General features: G+C 56.5%; 24 protein-coding genes. 11 read left to right on the top strand and 13 right to left on the bottom strand.

Annotated features, from left to right (window positions below; genetic code table 11):
• Positions 1-114 precede the first annotated feature (114 nt).
• Positions 115-1,032, bottom strand: a complete 918-nt coding sequence (locus IB144_RS12585) for a bestrophin family ion channel (RefSeq protein WP_004148478.1) — start codon at positions 1,030-1,032, stop codon at positions 115-117.
• 249 nt (positions 1,033-1,281) lie between these two features.
• On the bottom strand, positions 1,282-2,205 hold the full coding sequence (locus IB144_RS12580; RefSeq protein ID WP_004151892.1) for a cation diffusion facilitator family transporter: 924 nt from the start codon (positions 2,203-2,205) through the stop codon (positions 1,282-1,284).
• Positions 2,206-2,254: 49 nt separating this feature from the next.
• On the opposite strand from IB144_RS12580, the gene IB144_RS12575 reads away from it, so the two are divergent.
• Positions 2,255-2,437 (top strand): hypothetical protein, encoded by a 183-nt coding sequence (locus IB144_RS12575; protein ID WP_004143707.1) that lies wholly within the window; start codon positions 2,255-2,257, stop codon positions 2,435-2,437.
• Positions 2,427-3,113, top strand: a complete 687-nt coding sequence (locus IB144_RS12570; protein WP_004184165.1) for an ABC transporter substrate-binding protein — start codon at positions 2,427-2,429, stop codon at positions 3,111-3,113. The genes IB144_RS12575 and IB144_RS12570 overlap by 11 nt, the downstream gene beginning before the upstream one ends.
• 1 nt (position 3,114) lies before the next feature.
• On the opposite strand, the gene IB144_RS12565 is transcribed toward IB144_RS12570, so the two are convergent.
• The 4 genes from IB144_RS12565 to IB144_RS12550 all read right to left on the bottom strand — a co-directional run bounded on the left by IB144_RS12565 (position 3,115) and on the right by IB144_RS12550 (position 5,210).
• Positions 3,115-3,984 (bottom strand): oxygenase MpaB family protein, encoded by an 870-nt coding sequence (locus IB144_RS12565; protein ID WP_004176040.1) that lies wholly within the window; start codon positions 3,982-3,984, stop codon positions 3,115-3,117.
• 104 nt (positions 3,985-4,088) lie between these two features.
• Positions 4,089-4,520, bottom strand: a complete 432-nt coding sequence (locus tag IB144_RS12560; RefSeq protein WP_002906030.1) for an OsmC family protein — start codon at positions 4,518-4,520, stop codon at positions 4,089-4,091.
• A 123-nt stretch (positions 4,521-4,643) separates the two neighbouring features.
• Positions 4,644-4,790, bottom strand: a complete 147-nt coding sequence (locus tag IB144_RS12555; protein WP_188006555.1) for a hypothetical protein — start codon at positions 4,788-4,790, stop codon at positions 4,644-4,646.
• Positions 4,791-4,805: 15 nt separating this feature from the next.
• The gene (locus IB144_RS12550; RefSeq protein ID WP_002906035.1) at positions 4,806-5,210 is read right to left on the bottom strand and encodes a YdeI family stress tolerance OB fold protein; all 405 of its coding nucleotides are present in this window, start codon (positions 5,208-5,210) and stop codon (positions 4,806-4,808) included.
• A gap of 144 nt (positions 5,211-5,354) precedes the next feature.
• Here IB144_RS12550 and IB144_RS12545 point away from each other — a divergent pair, with 144 nt between their 5' ends.
• The 3 genes from IB144_RS12545 to IB144_RS12535 all read left to right on the top strand — a co-directional run bounded on the left by IB144_RS12545 (position 5,355) and on the right by IB144_RS12535 (position 7,627).
• Positions 5,355-5,858, top strand: coding sequence for a hypothetical protein (locus tag IB144_RS12545; RefSeq protein WP_046654055.1), 504 nt, complete (start codon positions 5,355-5,357; stop codon positions 5,856-5,858).
• A gap of 8 nt (positions 5,859-5,866) precedes the next feature.
• Positions 5,867-6,313 carry a YetF domain-containing protein gene (locus IB144_RS12540; protein WP_004148482.1) on the top strand — a complete coding sequence of 149 codons (447 nt, stop codon included), beginning with the start codon at positions 5,867-5,869 and terminating at the stop codon, positions 6,311-6,313.
• 318 nt (positions 6,314-6,631) lie between these two features.
• A complete protein-coding gene (locus tag IB144_RS12535) occupies positions 6,632-7,627 on the top strand; it encodes an SDR family oxidoreductase (protein ID WP_004151245.1) in 996 nt (331 codons plus the stop codon).
• Here IB144_RS12535 and IB144_RS12530 read toward each other — a convergent pair.
• The 5 genes from IB144_RS12530 to IB144_RS12510 form a co-directional block, all read right to left on the bottom strand.
• Positions 7,624-9,249, bottom strand: coding sequence for an alpha-amylase family protein (locus IB144_RS12530; RefSeq protein WP_046654053.1), 1,626 nt, complete (start codon positions 9,247-9,249; stop codon positions 7,624-7,626). The two genes, IB144_RS12535 and IB144_RS12530, sit on opposite strands and share 4 nt — an antisense overlap.
• Positions 9,250-9,288: 39 nt before the next feature.
• Entirely contained in the window at positions 9,289-9,471 is a 183-nt protein-coding gene (locus IB144_RS12525) for a hypothetical protein (protein ID WP_046654051.1), read from the bottom strand.
• A 16-nt stretch (positions 9,472-9,487) separates the two neighbouring features.
• On the bottom strand, positions 9,488-9,994 hold the full coding sequence (locus IB144_RS12520; RefSeq protein WP_004151243.1) for a ferritin-like domain-containing protein: 507 nt from the start codon (positions 9,992-9,994) through the stop codon (positions 9,488-9,490).
• A 23-nt stretch (positions 9,995-10,017) separates the two neighbouring features.
• Complete coding sequence (locus IB144_RS12515) at positions 10,018-10,233, bottom strand: hypothetical protein (RefSeq protein ID WP_004143717.1); 216 nt, start codon at positions 10,231-10,233, stop codon at positions 10,018-10,020.
• A gap of 365 nt (positions 10,234-10,598) precedes the next feature.
• Complete coding sequence (locus IB144_RS12510; protein ID WP_004143718.1) at positions 10,599-10,784, bottom strand: general stress protein; 186 nt, start codon at positions 10,782-10,784, stop codon at positions 10,599-10,601.
• A 656-nt stretch (positions 10,785-11,440) separates the two neighbouring features.
• Between IB144_RS12510 and IB144_RS12505 the strand changes: the two genes are divergently transcribed.
• Together IB144_RS12505 and IB144_RS12500 are read left to right on the top strand one after the other, a co-directional pair.
• A complete protein-coding gene (locus IB144_RS12505; RefSeq protein WP_004151242.1) occupies positions 11,441-12,355 on the top strand; it encodes an SDR family oxidoreductase in 915 nt (304 codons plus the stop codon).
• 196 nt (positions 12,356-12,551) lie between these two features.
• Complete coding sequence (locus IB144_RS12500; RefSeq protein ID WP_002906114.1) at positions 12,552-12,797, top strand: YmjA family protein; 246 nt, start codon at positions 12,552-12,554, stop codon at positions 12,795-12,797.
• Between the two features lie 67 nt (positions 12,798-12,864).
• Here IB144_RS12500 and IB144_RS12495 read toward each other — a convergent pair whose 3' ends face one another.
• Entirely contained in the window at positions 12,865-13,758 is an 894-nt protein-coding gene (locus IB144_RS12495; protein ID WP_032418917.1) for a LysR family transcriptional regulator, read from the bottom strand.
• Between the two features lie 113 nt (positions 13,759-13,871).
• On the opposite strand from IB144_RS12495, the gene IB144_RS12490 reads away from it, so the two are divergent.
• Together IB144_RS12490 and sra are read left to right on the top strand one after the other, a co-directional pair.
• On the top strand, positions 13,872-14,723 hold the full coding sequence (locus IB144_RS12490) for a Vmh family MBL fold metallo-hydrolase (protein WP_004189881.1): 852 nt from the start codon (positions 13,872-13,874) through the stop codon (positions 14,721-14,723).
• Positions 14,724-14,900: 177 nt separating this feature from the next.
• Positions 14,901-15,041 (top strand): stationary-phase-induced ribosome-associated protein, encoded by a 141-nt coding sequence (gene sra / locus IB144_RS12485; protein ID WP_004143727.1) that lies wholly within the window; start codon positions 14,901-14,903, stop codon positions 15,039-15,041.
• Here sra and IB144_RS12480 read toward each other — a convergent pair.
• Positions 15,038-15,166, bottom strand: a complete 129-nt coding sequence (locus IB144_RS12480) for a hypothetical protein (RefSeq protein ID WP_002906122.1) — start codon at positions 15,164-15,166, stop codon at positions 15,038-15,040. The genes sra and IB144_RS12480 overlap by 4 nt on opposite strands.
• Positions 15,167-15,222: 56 nt before the next feature.
• Here IB144_RS12480 and IB144_RS12475 point away from each other — a divergent pair, with 56 nt between their 5' ends.
• A complete protein-coding gene (locus IB144_RS12475) occupies positions 15,223-16,920 on the top strand; it encodes an NAD-dependent malic enzyme (RefSeq protein ID WP_002906125.1) in 1,698 nt (565 codons plus the stop codon).
• 183 nt (positions 16,921-17,103) lie between these two features.
• Complete coding sequence (locus IB144_RS12470) at positions 17,104-17,811, top strand: hypothetical protein (protein ID WP_032418916.1); 708 nt, start codon at positions 17,104-17,106, stop codon at positions 17,809-17,811.
• The last annotated feature ends 367 nt before the right edge of the window (positions 17,812-18,178 follow it).

Below are 18,178 nucleotides of genomic sequence, written 5' to 3'. Positions count from 1 at the left end.
CAGGTGTTAAATTTAACTTATTTGCAAATTTTGCGGTTTTCACCGCGGTGCTGTGACGGATAAATTGCTACGGAAAGTGATGACCGGGCAGCGAAACCGCCCGGTGGGCCAGGCTCAGGTCAGATTGAAGTAACGGTCCGGACGCAGCGTCTCCGGCAGCGGATGCTGACCGGTCATGTCGAGCAGATTGCGCTCGATGGTATTGCACATCGCGTTCAACGGCAGGTCATTGGCTGCGGTGCCGAACGGATCTTCCAGCTCTTCCGCCAGCGAATCCCACGATAAAAAGGTGTAAGAGATAAAGACCGAGACAAACGGCGTCATGTAGTGCAGATCGCCGACCAGGGCGAACGGCAGCAGCGTACAGAACAGGTAGACGGTACGCTGCAGGATCAGGGTATAGGCGAAAGGCACCGGGGTGGTGGCCAGCCTTTCACAACCGCCCAGCACGTGCGCCAGCTCGTCGAGTTTGTTGTCCATCAGCCCGTAAGTGATGTCGCTGAGCTTGCCCGCCTCCCGCAGCTGGCCAATTTCGTTGCCGGCCAGCAGCAGGATCCGGTTGGTGGGCATTGAGCTGGCGAGGATCTCCGTCACCCTCTCCTCCGGCAGCAACCGCCGCAGGTCAGCCGTCGGATCGGTTTTGCGCAGCTGGTGCTTCAGGCTCCAGCTAAAGGCCACCAGATAGCTGACGATGCGGCGATGGGCATCGTGTTCCGCCGGCAGGATATTGCGCAGCTGACGCACCAGCGTGCGTTCGGCGATAAGCACCGTCCCCCACAGATTGCGCGCCTCGACGAAGCGGCTGTAGCTGGCGCTGTTGCGAAAGCCGAGGAAAATCGCAATCGCAATCCCCAGCAGGCTGAACGGCGCCACGGTTAAGTGGATCCCCAGCTGTTCGTACCATTGATAGCTGATAATGGCGATGATCGACATCAGCACATTTAGCAGCAGGCGAAAGATGATTTTCGACAGCACGGAGCCGTGCCAGTCAAATAGGCGAAGAAACCAGTGTTGTTCTGGCCGAATGATCATTGTCTGACTTCCTGAATTACCGCTCTGGTCATTATCTCTGAATACAGAATAGAGATTATCTATGAGCCGATTGGTTTATTTTATCGTTAACTGCGATGGGCAGATCTGCGCCATTATTTAGCGATGGTAATGGCGTTTTCAGTATGGGCCTTTTTTATATTTCAGGCAATCAATGCGCCAGCAATAATGGCTCAGAAGAAAAAATAACCGCTGAGCCAATTCATTTTTCCGCTTAGGCTACCGGGTGTATCAGACCGCTTTCGTCAACCCCTGCGCTTCGCAGGGATCGAGATGCACCATCACATTAAGCACCGGATGCTGCGCCAGCACCCGCTCCCGCGCGTGACGGGCAATCTGATGCCCTTCGGCTACCGACATCTCGCCAGCCACCTCGAGATGGACATCCACCAGCACCAGATCCCCCGCCTTACGGGTTTTCAGATCGTGGAGGCCCGCCACGCCCGGCGTGGTTCGCAGCGTATCGGCGATCGCCTGCTGCATCTCTTCATCAACCGCACGGTCCATTAAATCATGCAGCGCGCTGACGGCGAAACGATAGCCCATGCGCGCAATCAGCAGCCCCACCGCCAGCGCGGCGAGCGGGTCGAACCAGGCGAACCCGGCCAGATTACCGATAATCCCCAGGGCCACCACCAGGGAGGATGCGGCGTCAGAGCGGGCATGCCAGGCATTGGCGATAAGCAGCGACGAATTCAGCCGCCTGGCGGCCGCCAGCATATAGCGAAACAGCCCCTCCTTGACGGCCAGCGCCACCAGCGCCATCCACAGCGCCGCGCTGTGCACCGGCGGAATAGTTTGCGGTTGCGCGAGATGGCCCGCCGCGGACCATAGCATGCCACCCCCGACGAGCAGCAGCATCGCGCCGATGATTAGGGAGGCGCCGTTCTCATAGCGCCAGTGGCCATAGTGGTGATCGTGGTCAGACGGTCGACGGCTCTTTTTATTCGCCATCAATACCACGCCATCGGCGACCAGATCGGAAAAAGAGTGCATTCCGTCGGCAATTAATCCCTGAGAGCCGGAAAATATTCCCACGACTACCTGTAAGGCAGAAAGGAAAATATTAACCACCACGCTAACAAGGGTACTCTTTCGCGCCTGCACCGAACGCTCATGATATTTATTATCATTTTCAAAATTATGTTGTGTCATTATTTCTCTCCCTTTGTGAGCGGGAAGAATAAACTGACAAACTGAGTTTATGCTTAACAATATAAAAGCCATTGCCTTGCCGTTTAACGATATCGCGGCGGTCGGTAATGACTATTTACTGTATGTGCCGTTGGAACGCTGCAACCTTGCGCCTATGAACTATCTTTTGAAGGGTGGCCACAGGTCGGGCCACTTTAGCTTAGCCACCACAGGAGTCAGCGATGTCACATAACAAACCATCCCGGCTGCGTTTCGCCATTAATCTGGGCAATGCGGTCCTGGCCCATCTCGGGGAGACAGGAAAGCCCGCGGGCATCACCGTCGAGCTCAGCCATCGGCTGGCGACGCGCTGGGGCGTCAGCGCCGAATTCGTTCCCTATCCTGCCGCGGGTAAAGTGGTGGCTGACGCCGGTGGCGAGCACTGGGATATTGCCTTTCTGGCCATCGATCCGGCGCGGGAAGCCACCCTGCGCTTTACCTCGCCCTATATCACCATCCAGGGCACCGCGCTGGTCAGCGTTGATTCGCCCTGCCAGAGCGTGGCCGACATGGATCGCCCGGCAACCACCATTAACGTCGGACAAAACGCCGCATACGATCTATGGCTAACCCGCCATCTGCAGCACGCCAGCCTGCATCGCCTTCCCTCTTCGCAGGAGGCAATCGACGCCTTCCTCGCCGGTGAAGGGGATATGGTCGCCGGCATCCGCCAGCCGCTGGAGGCGACAGCCCGTCAGCACGCCGGGGTGCGGGTACTGGCGGATAATTTTACCGAGATCCAGCAGGCCATCTGCGTCGCCCGGGCGGACGTGGACCGTTTTCACGCGGTAAACGACGCGCTTAGCGAGTGGCGGGCGGATGGCAGTCTGCAGGCGCTGATTGCCGGTCACCTGGGCCAAGCGAACTGAATCACGCCTCCGTCATCCGGCGCATGGCGCAATGCCAGGCGCCGTTGCGTACCGAGGCGCGCAGTACGCGGGCCACGCCATGCACCATCAGGCGCGTCGTGCGCCGCTGCAGCGGCGTGAGCGACAATCCCAGCATCTCCTGCGCCCATTCCGGCAAAAGGTCAATTCCTGCGTTCATCATCACCCGGCCGACCGGCTGGCTCATCCGCCCCGGCAGACGGGTGGAGAGCAGCACCTCGGCTACCTCCCGGGTACGTTCGTCGCAGCGCAGTCGCGGGCGCATCGCCTCGAGATAGTCCGCCACCTCCTGCGGTGTCTGAGGGATATCCCGAGCCCCCAGCCGCCGGGCGATTTCCGCCGACTCACGAAAATAGTCCTCCTGGCGCTCGGGACTGACCACCGTCCGCTTGTAGCGCAGGTGGGAGGCCATAAAGCAACTGCACTCGGCGACGTGCACCCAGGTTAACAGCGCCGGGTCGCTCGCCTGATACGGGGTTCCGTCCTTATCCACCCCGGCGATCCGCTGATGGATCCCCTGTACTTTGGCGATTAGCCGTTCGGCGTCGGGGGTAGTGGCAAAAGTGGTGGCAGAAATAAACTGGCTGGTGCGGCGCAGGCGGCCCAAAATATCCTCGCGAAAACGAGAGTGATCCCAGACGCCGGCCAGCGCCAGAGGATGCAGCATCTGCAGCAACAGCGCGCTAATGCCGCCGCAGAGCATCGAGGTAAAATCGCCGTGCACCTGCCAGATGGCCGACTGGGGACCAAACAGCCCCGGCTCTCCTTTGGGTCGTTCAAAGTCGATCTCTTTTAGCGCCATGCCGGTCAGGCCGAGCACCTGCGCCTCGATCATCCGGCGAATGCCGATCATGATGGTATCCCTTACGTGCAACTAAAGGACAAAAGATACCACTGTTGGACAGCATTGGGAGAGATATTGCGGAAAGAGTGCCCGCAGCACGCGGGCACGACGGCTTACGGATTCAGCTGGTAATCGAGGGTAATGTTGGCCTTCAGCACCTGCGATACCGGGCAGCCTGCTTTCGCTTTCTGGATGATCTCATCGAACGCCGCCGGAGACACGTCCGGCAGGACGATCTGGCTTTGCAGCGCGATATCGGTAATCGCAAAGCCGCCGTCGGTTTTATTGAGGGTGACCACTGCGGTAGTGTCAATAGACGTTGCGGTATATCCCTCTTCGCTGAGCATCAGCGACAGGGCCATCGAAAAGCAGGCGGCATGTGCAGCGCCGATCAGCTCCTCAGGGTTGGTACCCTTCACCCCCTCAAAACGGGTGTTAAATCCGTAGGGCTGCTGGCTCAGCGCCCCGCTTTCTGTCGACACGGTGCCTTTGCCATGCTTCAGGTCGCCTTCCCAGTGCGCTAGCCCTTTCTTATGAATCGCCATTTGATTCCTCCTGTAGTGATGTCGAACAAAAAGTATAGTGCGTGATGCCGAAGCTGCGTCTTTTTGCAGCCTCTGGCTCCCACGTTCCCCTGGTTTTCGTGTCGTTGGTGACGCAGGGTGACGCTATCGGCCATCCTGCGGATGCCAGGGATCGGATTTGTCATCCTTGCTGTCGTCCCGTTTACGCGGAACTTCGCCCTGCTGCCCGGGCGCCTCACGGGAAGGTTGCTTACCGCGCTCTTCGTCTTGCGAATGAGAAAAGGTGCTCATATCGACGTGCTCCGCTTACTTAGGCGACTGCTTGAGCAGACGATCGATTCGCACGACCGGCGGCGTCATTTTGCGATCCAGACTGCCGTTGATATTGACCAGATCGTCTGGCTCTACGTGTTGTTCGTTAAACGCGGCGACCGGGATAATAACGGTGATGGTGCCGCTTTTATCACGAAACTGATAACGGTCATCTCCCTGCCGCTTGAGCAGGTTGCCGCGCAGCGAAACGGTCGCGCCATCGTGCATGGTTTTCGCCTGCTCAACGGTCATGATCCGGCCATCCTCGACGCCGCGATAGCCGTCATCGAGTTTGTGCGGCGGCGGCGGCGCGGCATCCTGGCTAAACCCTCCCTTATCGTCCGCCTGCGCGACACCTACGGCAAACAGACATGCCATGGCCAATGCTAGTTTTTTCATCATGCCTCCGTTTTTTGCTGACGATGAGAATAAAGCCTGGCTGAGGCTGGCCATTTTTACAAAGTCAATTGTTCTGATATCGTCTAATATAAGAATGTCCTTATCGTTACGCTCCTGGCGAAACGAAACGCGGGGAAAATATTAATGATTAAGAATCAACAGCCTTGTCCTATCGTCGATGAGAATGAACGCTCCTTACGCTTTGAATATCGCTTCCGCCGCTATGGGATAATTGTTTTGAGTCTCATCATTCTTACCGCGTTAAGCGGCCTGTGGTCCTCCGGTTATTTCAGTGAAGCACACCGGGAAACCGGCGGAGGCGAATTAAGCGTCGATTATCAGCGCTATGCCAGGCTGATGAGTGAAACCGAGCTTAATATTCATATTAAACCGGATACGGCCAGCGACACCATTATCAGCTTCGCCGCCCCGTTATTAACCCGCTACCAGATCGGTGATATCCGTCCGCAGCCGGATAAAATGTATAGCGCCGACGGGAAATTACATCTCGTCTATCAGCGGTCGAACCCGCCTTCACCGATATCTGTGTGGTTAGCCGTTACCCCAAAAACGGCCGGTAATATCTCTCTGCAGGCGGTAGTTAACGATCGCTATTCTGTAACCTGGCAGCAGTTTGTCTATCCGTAGGAGTCGCTATGGAAATGGTCCTTAGAGCCGCAGCAATCTATCTGATCTTGTTGATTATTTTTAAGATTGCCGGCAGAAGAACCCTGATGCAATTAACCAACTTTGACCTGATACTGTTGCTGATTATCAGCGAAGCCACCCAGCAGGCGATGCTCAGCACAGACTATTCGGTTACCGGGTCGATGCTGACTATCGTCACCCTGGTTAGTATTGATATTTTGTTCGGCTATATTAAGAAAAAATTTGCTCAGGCAGAAAATTTTCTCGATGGTACGCCGGTTATCGTGGTGGAAAATGGTGCTGTCATCGACGAGAAGATTAAGCTCGTCAATATCTCTGTCGATGATATCCTGCTGGCGGCCAGGCAGCACCATGGCATTTATGAATTGAAAGCGATCAAATTCGCTATTCTCGAGCGTAACGGCCAGATATCCATTATTCCTGAGCAGGAATAGTATCGGCTTCGCTATTTATCACGCTCCGGTTGTTTATCACCTGATTCCGGAGCGCGAGTGGCGTCATCCTCTTCTTTTTCACCGTTAACAACGTTCAACATTAACATTTTTCCTCCTCGCTGGTTGTCAGGGATCCTATAAATTATAGAACGCCTTCGCCGAAGTATGTAGGATCTGCCGAAACTAACCAGGAGATGCCGCCTGATTCACATTGCGCTTATTCCAGGATATTTCCCACCTCGTCATTGCCATTGGTGAGAAATAATTAACCGATCCGTACAGTCAATATTGTGAAAGCCAAAACATAATGAGGTCACTATGTCTGTGATGGTTATTACCGGTGGAACCGCGGGAGCGGGCAAAGCTACCGCGCTGCGTTTCGCCCGCGCTGGATATCACGTGGCGCTGATCGCCCGAGACGAAACGGGTTTGCAGGAGACGCGACAGGCCTGTGAACGGTTTGGCATTAAAACGCTGGCTATTAGCGCCGATGTCGTCGATGCCGGGGCGCTGCAGCGCGCCGCCGCCGAGGTGGAAACCACCCTCGGGGCAATCGACGTCTGGATCAACAACGCCATGACCACCGTGCTGGCGCCCTTTCGTCAGATGAGCGAGGAGGAGTTTCGCCGGGTGACGGAGGTGACCTATCTCGGGTACGTGAACGGCACCCGCGCGGCGCTGGAGGTCATGATCCCCCGGGATCGGGGGGTGATTATTCAGGCCGGCTCGGCGCTGGCCTGGCGTTCAATCCCACTGCAGTCGGCTTACTGCGGAGCGAAAGCGGCGATCCGCGGCTTTACCGATGCCGTGCGAACCGAACTGATGCATGAGAAAAGCCACATCCAGTTGACCATGGTGCAACTGCCGGGGATGAACACCGCCCAGTTTGGCTGGGCGCGAAACAAAATGGATCAGGCCATGCAGCCGGTGCCCCCGGTCTATCAGCCGGAAGTCGCCGCCGAGGCTATTTACAGCGTCATCCAGCGCCCGGTCAACGAGCTGTGGGTCGGAAAAAGCACCATCCAGTCGATCCTCGGCCAGGTCTTCTTCCCTCGCCTGCTCGATCGGCTGATGGTGAAAAAAGCGTGGGAGGGACAGTTTACCGGTCAGCCAAAGTCGTCAGACCAACAGGACGACCTGTTCACGCCGGTGCGCGGCAATCATCCGGGCCACGGCCCCTTTAACGATGGCGCACGGCGTAAAGCAGTCACCATCAGCGCCGATCTCCCGGGTAAAGTCGCCGCCGGCGTCGGGGTAGCGGTGGCGACGATGGCGCTGCGGGCGTTGTTCCGTCGTTCCGGAAAACGGCGCTAACTCAGGCTGCGGCTGAACCAACGGTAACCATACCCGGAGAGTGCCAGCCGCGCATCTTTCCCGCCGTGCAGCCCATCCTGATAGAGCTTATCTTCCAGAATTGGGCTCCAGTAGCCCTCGGCCAGCGGCGGGAGCAGGACCTCTACCGCCTGCTGGCTGCAGTTGGCCAGCATCAGTACCTCCCGCGATTCGCTGCGATAGAGCAAGCCCAGCACCGCGTCGGGCTTTAGGGTAAGGAGAGTAAAAGGGAGGGATCCCGGTTCAGTATATTCCGTGCGCGCCAATACCATATTGCGTACCCGATGCAGCAGCGACCTGGGATGGCGCAGCGCCGTTTCAACATTGATCCGTTGGTAGCGGAACCGCCCGCTGGCCACCGGTTTTACCGGCAAATCATCCCGCGCCGCCCGGGAAAAGCCGGCGTTGGCCGCGGCCGACCACTGCATCGGCGTTCTAACCGCGTAGCGCTCCGGTAAGGAGAGATCATCACCCATGCCAATCTCGTCGCCATAGCGCATCACCGGCACGCCGGGCAGCGCCAGCAGGATAGCATGGGCTAACGCTATGCGTCGGGTATCGCCGTCCAGCATCGGCGCCAGTCTTCGGCGTACCCCGCGCTGGTAAACGGACATCGATTTATCAGGGGCAAAGGTGCGGATAACCTGGCGCTTGTTGCGCTCGCCAATCCCCTCAAGATCCAGTTCATCATGGTTGCGCAGCCAGTTGACGAAGCAGCACCCGTCCGGCGGGGTCACCATCGCCTGCAGGGCCTTCACCACCGGCGCGGCGCGCTGCTGCGCCAGGCTGAGGTAGAGGTATTTGTTAAGCCAGAAATTAAGCACCATCTGCAGCCGATCGCCCTGGCCGAAATAATGACGGTAATCTTCTACCGCGACGTCCACTTCACCCAGGAGTATCGCATCGGGATTGAGGCGCTGTACAACCTGCCGGAGATGGGTCAGCAGCGGGTAGCCGCGCGTCTCGTCGCCCTTTCCGGCCTGCTTGACCAGATGTGACGCGGCATCGAGACGAAAGCCAGACACCCCAGCCTGCAGCCAGAAGGTGATAATGTTTTCGATTTCAGCGATCACCGGCGGATGGGCGAGATTCAGGTCGGGCTCGTGGTGATAAAACATGTGGCGATAATATTGCCCAGCCTGTTCGTCCCAGCGCCAGACGTTCTCCTCAACGCCGGGAAACATGGGAGGATCGTCGTTTTCCGGCGGCCGATCCGCCCACAGATAATACGGCCGCCACGGCGACCGGGGATCGCGTCGCGCCGCCTGGAACCACGGGTGCTGCGCGGAGGTGTGCTGGATCACCAGCTCAACGATCACCCGCAGTCCCAGCTCGCGGGCGCGGGCAATCAGCTCAATCACGTCAGCGATAGTGCCGAACCGCGGATCGGGCTGCAGATGATCGCTGATATCATAGCCATCATCCTGCAGAGGAGTGAGATAGAACGGAGTTAGCCAAAGCACCGTCGCTCCCAGGCTGCGAATGTAGTGTAGCTTTTGGCGAATGCCCGCGAGATCGCCAAAACCATCGCCATTGGCATCATAAAAGAGCGAACTGTCAACCTGATAGATGACCGCTCTGTGAAACCACTCTTCCCGTTGCATCACTCTCACCTCGCGTTCTGCCCGTCCCTGTCAGCCGCCTCAGCGCGATCCGGACCCCGCCCTGGCCTTCGCGCGCGGTTTGCCGACAGGCGATACGGGATTGCGTTCCGCTGGTAGCATCCTGTTCGCTACCGCGTCCACCAGCGCCTGCTGCCTGGCGGTTAATACCAGCGGAATCTGTTCCTCGGCGGCGAGGAGCGCGATGGTTTGCCGTTTGACCATAGCGTTCTCCGGCGGCTTAATGCCCGGCCTCAACGCCAGGCATATCGGTATCCATAAGATATTGCCCGGTCAGCGCTGGCAGATAATGGAGCAGCCAATCAGCCATTCCTCTCTCTTCAGCCAGGATACCCTCCAGTGTGTGCATCGCGCTGTGGTCGCCTACTCTTTTCGCCGCCGTTAATAAAGCGGTATAGCAGGCGACCTCAAAATGGGCAAAAACGTAGGCAGTGATAATCACTTTAATAACCTCATCACCGGGCAGCATGATGCCAATGGTCTGTCCTAACGCCGCCACCCGGCTCATCGCATCCTTCAGCGCAGAGCGGGAAATATGGTTGCGGGCGATGATATCCTGCAGGGCGGACAATTGCCGTCGGGTTTCATAGAGATGTTGTTCAAGGCGGGTGCGTAACTGCGGTTCATTATCGAGGCGTCTGATGGTGGCCACCAGCAGCGACTCAGCCTGTTTTTCCATGGCATGCGCATCGCGAAGCCAGTTGTGATAATTTTCAATATCAGTCATATACACCTCTGATCATTAACCTTTTATTTTGACGTGGAATCTTCACTCTCTTCCGCCGCCTGGTCAGCTCGCGCTGCGCTATATCCGGATAAATGGCCAACAATATTGGCATAAATACTGATGAGAATGACCCACAGTACGCTGTCTTTCCACCAGATCAACGAGGGTATCGCCAGACCCACCCACATAACGGCGGCGACAAGATGACAGCGCTTAATAAACACTGGCGTCAACTTCATTTTATTACCTTAGGACCGAACAATATTGAGCGACCATTTTATCGACGCTCTGACCGCAGCGTCAGGCGCTAAACCTTACGCTGAAAATGTCTTTCTTTTGCCTAAGCATAAAAAAGAAAACAGCGTTGCGTATTGTCCCGTTCCGTTATTTTCTGTCTTTACCGTCCGGCTAATTTATTGCCGCTGCGGCCTTCTTTTATTGCTAGTGATGCGGCGATTTCCTCCTCACCTTTTAGTTCCCCCGCATCGCGGATAATGAATGTCGTTATAGAGAAATAAACCCTGAATATGCAGAAACCTGCGGACCATCTGGCCCACAGGTTTTGTCTCAACGCCGATTTGTCGACGTCACAGCTCATCAGTCGCTAGCTGTCACCGGATTTACGGCCGCCGCCATGACTGTTCTTACCACCCTTCTTACCGGCTTCGGATGCACGTTCAGGATCATTTTTAAAGTTCCCGCCGCTGTGCTGTCCGCCTTTACGCCCGGCTTCGGATGCTTTCTCACGATCTTCTGCAAAATTACCTGAACCGCCTCTATGCTCTGCCATAATTTTCACCTTTGGTTTGATCAATATCGGTTGGTAAATGGAAAATGACCCTGTTACAAATCATCGCCCTCGATATCTAACACTAGAGGAATGCCTGCAGGAGTCAAATTAATTTCAGATACCCATCCGCGCACTGACAAAATAAAGCTTTACTAACGAAGCGGTAAGATAAAATATACCTCACACAACTCCTTTATTTGACGTAGGTTATGTTCACCGGCGGGTAAAACAGAAACGTCCAACGGCCGTTTGTAAAAAAATGCAAACAATTTAATGAATAAATATTTCTTTATCTCGCGGAACACAATATCCAGAAATATTACCCCTAAAGAGGTATTACCTTATAGACCATGGTTTGCTAATGAACATCTTCATCGTTTATTCAGGCAGCACCTTCATCGTAACTTGAGAAAAAGATCATGCGCGTTACGAAAATAGCCCTCGGTCCTTGATTAAGGATGGAATAATCCTAATTTAACGTCAGCAATAATAACGCAACGCTATCCCCCGAAATACGCCAAGGATCAGTCGGTTAAGGCATACCGTTACGCCTACGGTTGGCCATTGACTGCGATGTTGCGAGTCATTCAGGGGCTTTCGCCAGGAGAAGCTGACCTATTCTTAGAGCTGGCCCGTTCTGTCTGAAGGAGATGACTATGCAAGATGAAAAACCGCCAATGAAGAAGTTACCCACCTCCATGTTGCCAGAAGAGACGGCTCCACGTCCGGAGTTCCCGGAGCAAGAACAAACCCCGCCGGGTCTGGATGCGGAAATGGAGCCATCCCCGGACCACGGTGAAACCAGCTACACCGGCTCCGGGCGACTGGCCGGTAAGAAAGCGTTAATTACCGGCGGCGACTCCGGTATTGGCCGTGCGGTGGCGATCGCCTTTGCCCGCGAAGGGGCCGACGTCGCGATAAACTATCTGCCCGAAGAGCAAAAGGATGCGGATGAAGTTATCGCCCTGATCAAAGCCGAAGGGCGCACCGCGGTCGCCCTCCCGGGTGATATTCGCTCAGAATCCTTCTGCCAGTCGCTGGTGGCCGACGCGGTGGAACAGCTGGGAGGTCTGAGCATCCTGGTTAATAACGCCGGACGTCAGCAATACTGCGAAACCCTTGAGGAACTCACCACCGAAGATTTCGACGCTACCTTCAAAACCAACGTCTACGCGCCGTTCTGGATCACCCGCGCCGCACTGCCTCACCTCCAGGCCGGAAGCGCGATTATCAATACCACCTCGGTGCAGGCGTATAAACCCAGCCCGATCCTGCTCGATTATGCGCAGACCAAAGCCTGTCTCGCGATCTTCACTAAATCGCTGGCTAAACAGGTGGCGAAACGAGGTATTCGCGTGAACGCCGTAGCGCCTGGCCCTTACTGGACGGTGCTGCAATCCAGCGGCGGCCAGCCGGACGAGAAGGTGAAACAGTTTGGCAAAGACACGCCGATGGGGCGCCCGGGACAACCGGTAGAGATCGCCCCGCTGTATGTCACCCTGGCATCCGATGCCTGCTCATATACCTCCGGACAGGTGTGGTGTTCTGACGGCGGGGATGGTGTGGTCTAAGCCTCCCGGCATACCGACGCGCGCCAGCGCGCGCCGGTATTTTCCCGGCCAACCCTTGCGGCTATATACTGGCCCCTCGCCTCCCGGTTGCGGCAATTTTTTCTTTCCTCCACTCCGTTACTCTGGCCGCATGCTATGATGTCCGCCCGCCGCTGTGCGCTAACCCTGGCCCCGACGCCACCCCTGAGGACGACAGATGAGTAATGACATCCCCCTGAAATTTTATGACATCGTGGACGAATACGAGACCGAAGCGGCTGCGCCGGTAAAGGATGAAGAACGCGATGCGCTGGCGCGCTATTTCCAACTGCTGATTGCGCGGTTAACTAATAACGAAGAGATTGACGAAGAGGCGCAGCGAGAAATGGCCCGCGAGGCGGCCATTAACGAAGACCGCATTGACGATATCGCTAATTTCCTTAATCAGTGGGGCAACGAATAAAGCTCAACGTCAGCCTACCGGCGGAATTGCCTTCCGCCGGTGCTGTCGGGGCGCGAAGCGCCAAGACTCAGCCGTGGCCAGTCTCCTCTCCCAGACGCCTCTGCAGCTCATCAAGAAATAGCGGTAATCCGTCAGGTTGGTAGTCGCGGGAAAGATAGATGCCGTAAACGCTCAACGCCTTCGGCGTCCACTCCGGAAGCACCACCTCCAGCGTGCCGCTGGCAATCGCGCCCCGGGCCTCCAGTTCGGGAAGCATCGCAATGCCGCACCCGGCAACCGCCGCCTCCAGCAGCAATGAAGATATCCCTGCGCTCAGATTACCGTTCACCGCCACCGACGCTTCCCGCCCCTGCGCATCGCTGAACTGCCAGTGCTGGCTGGCGAAATGGCTGTATAGCAGGCAGTTATGTCGTTGCAGATCGTCGGGCGTCGTCAATGGGCCATGCTGGCGCATCCAGCCCGGCGCGGCGCAGAGCAGCGAACGGCACACTCCGAGGCGACGAGCGATGGCCCCCGCCTCCGGGTTGTCGGTAATGCGAATGGCCACGTCGATACGCTCGCCGATCAGGCTGACCGGATGGTTATTGATATCCAGCTCCAGGCGCAGTAGTGGATAGCGGGCGAGAAAGTCCGGCAGCAGCGGAGAGATCAGCTGCATGGCGGTAAAGTGCGCGCAGGCGACGCGCAGTGTGCCGCTGGGATCGGCCCGCTGACGCTCGCCGGCGATTTCATCGGCGATCCGCGTCAAACCGCGGGTCTTGAGCAATACCTTCTCCCCGGCCGGGGTCAGCGTCAGCCGCCGGGTTGAGCGATGGATCAGCCGGGCGCCGGCCCAGCTCTCCATCTGTTCCAGATAGCGGCTCACCATCGGGCGCGACATACCCAGCGCCCGCGCCGCGGCGCTAAGACTTCCCAGCTCGCAGATGCGCAGATACACCTGCGCAGCAATCACCCTGTCCATCACTCCCCCTGATCTGCACGTTTTATGAAACTCAGCATCTCTTGTTTCAGGAATTTTATCAAATAGCGAAATCCGTACAATGGAACGCATTCACCTGTTACTGAGAATAAATCATGAAATTATCTGCCCTTGCTGTTGCTACCGCCCTGTTCAGCGGCGCGGTCTTCGCGGCGCCTCTGACGCTGCAAACTTACAACCCGCAGGAAAAAGGACTTTTTGCCGTCAACTCGACCCTCGTTTCCGGTCCGCATGAAGCGGTACTTTTCGACGCGCAGTTCAGCGTCAAAGATGGGGAAAAGCTGGTGGAGATGATCAAGAAAAACGGCAAACCGCTATCGCGGATTGTGATCACCTCTGGCGATCCGGATTTCTATTTTGGTCTTGAGCCGCTGGTAAAAGCCTTCCCGCAGGCGGAGGTGGTCGCCACGCCGGAGGTCGTCAAACATATTGCAGCCACCAAAGCGGCCAAACTGGCGTACTGGGGCCCGCAAATGAAAGACGGCGCGCCGACGCAGGTGTATGTCCCGCAGGCGCTGGAGGCCAACAGCTTTACCATCGATGGCGAGAAAGTGACCATCATGCAGCCGCATGACTACGCGGCGTTCGTCTGGATCCGGGCGAACAAAACGATCCTCGGCGGCACCGGCGTGGCGTGGGGTATGCATCTCTGGACCGCCGACACCCAGACGCCGGCCAGTCGTCAGCAATGGCGTAATACGCTGGACCAGATGATCGCCCTGCACCCGCAGCGGGTGATCCCGGGCCATTATCTCGGCACCCCGCCGGAGGGAGACAGCGCAGTGCGCTTTACAAAAACTTATCTCCAGCAGTTCGAGCAGGCGCTGAAGACGCATTCGGATTCGGCCGGGGTGATCAAGGCGATGGAGGCACAGTGGCCGGGCCTGGCGGAGACCAGCTCGCTGGAGTTAAGCGCCAAAGTTAATACCGGTGAGATGAAGTGGTGACCCCTGCGGCGCGCAAGGAGGACTGTTCTTAATCTGGCTACCCAGGGTTGCTATTACCGAGAAAATGGACCACCCTACCTGTGGCCGCACAAAAAACGCGCGGCCGACTTTGGGTTACATTTCATCCGGTCATTACCGGGTTTGCCCTTGAAACCAGAACAGGATAAAGGAGTCAGAATGAAATCGAACCATCAGGCACGTCATCTTCTCGGTCTGAACTATAAGCTTTCCCGGCAGAAAAAAGTGGTGCTGGAAGGCGATGAAGAAACCACCATCAACCACATCCATGCTACCGGCCGCAAACGCCGCGGTGGTTAATTTTCAGCCTGAGTGATGATAAACAACACCGTCCTGTTGCCAGGATGGTGTTTTTTTATGGCAATTGACTGCTTGTTTACCCGCTTGAAGACCTTCTGCTCTATACTCTGCCCGCTGCTTTCCACCCGCCCTTCGCTTATCGCCGCGCCGGGACTGTGGTCATGATCAAGGAGTTAGTGCGATGCAATTTACCCATAAGAAAAACCGTTCCCTGTACATCCCCTACGCGGGTCCCGTTCTGCTTGAATTCCCCCTGCTCAACAAGGGAAGCGCCTTCAGTATGGAAGAGCGCAGCAATTTCAATCTGCTCGGCCTGCTGCCGGAAGTGGTTGAAACTATCGAAGAGCAAGCGGAACGCGCCTGGATCCAGTATCAGGGATTCAAAACTGAAATCGACAAACATATTTATCTGCGTAACATCCAGGACACCAACGAAACCCTGTTTTATCGCCTGATCGGCAACCACCTTGAAGAGATGATGCCGGTTATCTATACCCCGACGGTAGGCGCGGCCTGCGAACGGTTCTCCGAGATCTATCGTCGCGCCCGCGGCGTCTTTATCTCCTACCAGAATCGCCATAACCTTGACGACATCCTGCAGAACGTCCCGAACCACAACGTGAAAGTGATTGTGGTCACCGATGGCGAGCGCATTCTCGGCCTCGGCGACCAGGGGATCGGCGGAATGGGGATCCCGATCGGTAAACTGTCGCTGTACACCACCTGCGGCGGCATCAGCCCGGCTTACACCCTGCCTATCGTGCTGGACGTCGGAACAAACAACCAGCAGCTGCTCGACGATCCGCTGTATATGGGCTGGCGCCATCCACGCATTACCGACGACGAGTACTATCAGTTCGTTGACGACGTGATCCAGGCGATTAAGGCCCGCTGGCCGGACGTGCTGCTGCAGTTTGAAGATTTTGCGCAAAAGAACGCCATGCCGCTGCTCAACCGCTACCGCAATGAAATCTGCTCGTTTAACGACGATATTCAGGGCACCGCGGCGGTGACCGTCGGGACGCTGATCGCCGCCAGCCGCGGCGCCGGTAGCCAGCTGAGCGAGCAAAAAATCGTCTTTCTCGGCGCGGGTTCGGCCGGCTGCGGTATCGCTGAACAGATTATCGCCCAGATCGTCCGCGAAGGACTCAGTGAAGAAGAGGCCCGCCAGCGCGTGTTTATGGTTGACCGCTTCGGCCTGTTAACCGACGGCATGCCTAATCTGCTACCGTTCCAGAACAAGCTGGTGCAAAAGCGTGAGCAGCTGCAGAGCTGGGATACCACCAGCGAGGCGCTGTCCCTGCTGGACGTAGTGCGCAACGTGAAGCCGAACATCCTGATCGGCGTCTCGGGTCAGCCGGGACTGTTCACGGAAGAGATTATCCGCGAGATGCACAAGCACTGCCCGCGGCCGATCGTGATGCCGCTCTCCAACCCAACCTCACGGGTGGAAGCGACGCCGCAGAATATCCTGAGCTGGACCGACGGCGAGGCGCTGGTCGCCACCGGCAGTCCATTCTCCCCGGTTACCGTGAAAGGCAAGCAGTATCCCATCGCCCAGTGCAATAACTCCTATATCTTCCCGGGTATTGGACTGGGGGTGATCGCCTCCGGCGCGTCGCGGGTCACAGACGAGATGCTGATGGCTGCCAGCGAAACCCTGGCGCAGCACTCGCCGCTGGTCAACAACGGCGAAGGTCCGGTGCTGCCGGAGCTGAAGGATATCCAGACCGTCTCACGGGCAATTGCCTTCGCGGTCGGCAAGGTGGCCCAGGAGCAAGGCGTGGCGGTGAAAACCTCCGCCGAAGCGCTGCTGCAAGCGATCAGCGATAATTTCTGGCTACCGGAATATCGCAATTATCGCCGCACCTCGATTTAATCGCTGTCACCGGGTCGACATATCGGCCCGGTTATTAATAACGTCAGAATAATACCTCCAGCCACAGAAACGTTTTTTCCGCCTATATACATTCATCGTAAAAATATAAAACGGATAGCATTTGCCGCGCGCCCTCCGCTGTGCAAAATAGTTGTTTCTCACCCCCTCACAACGGAATGTGAAATGCTAAAATTAACCCCTGGCGCGAATAAAGCGAATGCGATTCTGATCCGTATTGTCTTGTTTCTTATCGGCGGTATCGCCATCATCACCGGAATGTGCCTCTTCAGCGGTGATATGTGGATGCTCACCCCGCGGGCGGAACAGTATCAGCCCGCCACCGGCGATCTGGTGGATGTCGTCATCTATGAACCGAGTAAATTTTTCTTCGCTCTGCTCTACGTGTTTATTATTACCCTGGTCTGGCTGTTGGCGGTACGTAAAATCCCCTGGCGGCCGATACAGCATCCTATATTACCGCTGATGGTACTGATTGCCGCCGGGATATTTATTTTCCTCCACCCGGAGGTCACCCCGGGTCGGGATGCCAGTATTCAGTACGGTAAACACAACATTTCTTACACTGCCATTTTCTGGAGCAAAACGAATTCAGATCGACATGTCACTCAACCCTCTAAATATGAAATTTTTGTTGAAGCGAAAGATCCCCGCTGGCTTATCGACAGAAACAATCTTGGCCGCGCCTGGCGCTGTGAAGTCAAGCGGCATACCCAGTTTTACACCCTGTCATTCAATGAGGGCTGGTTTCCGGACGGCGATTCGCAGGTCATGGCCCGCCAGTGTACTCAGGTAAGCGATCTGAATGCGCTCAGTGAAACGGCAATCATGATTGCCCGCCCGATCGCCACCGTCCCTGTGGAGGCACCGTAAATGAGCCAGCAAAAAAATGGTTCTGCAACCATGTTCTGGCAAACACATAAGCCCTCTGCGCCAACCCGGCATCGTAGACAAAGGCGGCGCAGGTGACAGCTGGCGGGTCCCCCCTGCCAGTTTTGTCACTGGCGCGCTTTCCCTTTCCCCACTACACTGCCATCACCCATCCACTTACTGAATAAAAAAGGAGGCCCCCCATGCTGTATTGTGAAATGTTTATTGTTTCACATGCCTTAGGCAATTGCGCCAGCTCAAGCGTTATCGGTATCGTGCTGCGATAACTATGGCTTGAGCGAAGACTCTTCACGCAACCCCTTCTCTCCGGCTTACCGGGTTATCGTCAGCGAGTTTTGACGAGGCATTT

The organism is Klebsiella sp. K4, assembly GCF_014596785.2.
GTDB classification, from domain to species: domain Bacteria; phylum Pseudomonadota; class Gammaproteobacteria; order Enterobacterales; family Enterobacteriaceae; genus Klebsiella; species Klebsiella pneumoniae.
The sequence above is the reverse complement of the archived record's forward strand: the minus strand, read 5'-3'. Positions and strand labels throughout refer to the sequence as shown.

Excerpts from the sequence above, each read along its gene's own strand:
- IB144_RS12585 (WP_004148478.1), bottom strand. The coding sequence starts at position 1,032 with ATGATCATTCGGCCAGAACAACACTGGTTTCTTCGCCTATTTGACTGG.
- IB144_RS12580 (WP_004151892.1), bottom strand. The coding sequence starts at position 2,205 with ATGACACAACATAATTTTGAAAATGATAATAAATATCATGAGCGTTCG.
- IB144_RS12575 (WP_004143707.1), top strand. The coding sequence starts at position 2,255 with ATGCTTAACAATATAAAAGCCATTGCCTTGCCGTTTAACGATATCGCG.
- IB144_RS12570 (WP_004184165.1), top strand. The coding sequence starts at position 2,427 with ATGTCACATAACAAACCATCCCGGCTGCGTTTCGCCATTAATCTGGGC.
- IB144_RS12565 (WP_004176040.1), bottom strand. The coding sequence starts at position 3,984 with ATGATCGGCATTCGCCGGATGATCGAGGCGCAGGTGCTCGGCCTGACC.
- IB144_RS12560 (WP_002906030.1), bottom strand. The coding sequence starts at position 4,520 with ATGGCGATTCATAAGAAAGGGCTAGCGCACTGGGAAGGCGACCTGAAG.
- IB144_RS12555 (WP_188006555.1), bottom strand. The coding sequence starts at position 4,790 with ATGAGCACCTTTTCTCATTCGCAAGACGAAGAGCGCGGTAAGCAACCT.
- IB144_RS12550 (WP_002906035.1), bottom strand. The coding sequence starts at position 5,210 with ATGAAAAAACTAGCATTGGCCATGGCATGTCTGTTTGCCGTAGGTGTC.
- IB144_RS12545 (WP_046654055.1), top strand. The coding sequence starts at position 5,355 with ATGATTAAGAATCAACAGCCTTGTCCTATCGTCGATGAGAATGAACGC.
- IB144_RS12540 (WP_004148482.1), top strand. The coding sequence starts at position 5,867 with ATGGAAATGGTCCTTAGAGCCGCAGCAATCTATCTGATCTTGTTGATT.
- IB144_RS12535 (WP_004151245.1), top strand. The coding sequence starts at position 6,632 with ATGTCTGTGATGGTTATTACCGGTGGAACCGCGGGAGCGGGCAAAGCT.
- IB144_RS12530 (WP_046654053.1), bottom strand. The coding sequence starts at position 9,249 with ATGCAACGGGAAGAGTGGTTTCACAGAGCGGTCATCTATCAGGTTGAC.
- IB144_RS12525 (WP_046654051.1), bottom strand. The coding sequence starts at position 9,471 with ATGGTCAAACGGCAAACCATCGCGCTCCTCGCCGCCGAGGAACAGATT.
- IB144_RS12520 (WP_004151243.1), bottom strand. The coding sequence starts at position 9,994 with ATGACTGATATTGAAAATTATCACAACTGGCTTCGCGATGCGCATGCC.
- IB144_RS12515 (WP_004143717.1), bottom strand. The coding sequence starts at position 10,233 with ATGAAGTTGACGCCAGTGTTTATTAAGCGCTGTCATCTTGTCGCCGCC.
- IB144_RS12510 (WP_004143718.1), bottom strand. The coding sequence starts at position 10,784 with ATGGCAGAGCATAGAGGCGGTTCAGGTAATTTTGCAGAAGATCGTGAG.
- IB144_RS12505 (WP_004151242.1), top strand. The coding sequence starts at position 11,441 with ATGCAAGATGAAAAACCGCCAATGAAGAAGTTACCCACCTCCATGTTG.
- IB144_RS12500 (WP_002906114.1), top strand. The coding sequence starts at position 12,552 with ATGAGTAATGACATCCCCCTGAAATTTTATGACATCGTGGACGAATAC.
- IB144_RS12495 (WP_032418917.1), bottom strand. The coding sequence starts at position 13,758 with ATGGACAGGGTGATTGCTGCGCAGGTGTATCTGCGCATCTGCGAGCTG.
- IB144_RS12490 (WP_004189881.1), top strand. The coding sequence starts at position 13,872 with ATGAAATTATCTGCCCTTGCTGTTGCTACCGCCCTGTTCAGCGGCGCG.
- sra (WP_004143727.1), top strand. The coding sequence starts at position 14,901 with ATGAAATCGAACCATCAGGCACGTCATCTTCTCGGTCTGAACTATAAG.
- IB144_RS12475 (WP_002906125.1), top strand. The coding sequence starts at position 15,223 with ATGCAATTTACCCATAAGAAAAACCGTTCCCTGTACATCCCCTACGCG.
- IB144_RS12470 (WP_032418916.1), top strand. The coding sequence starts at position 17,104 with ATGCTAAAATTAACCCCTGGCGCGAATAAAGCGAATGCGATTCTGATC.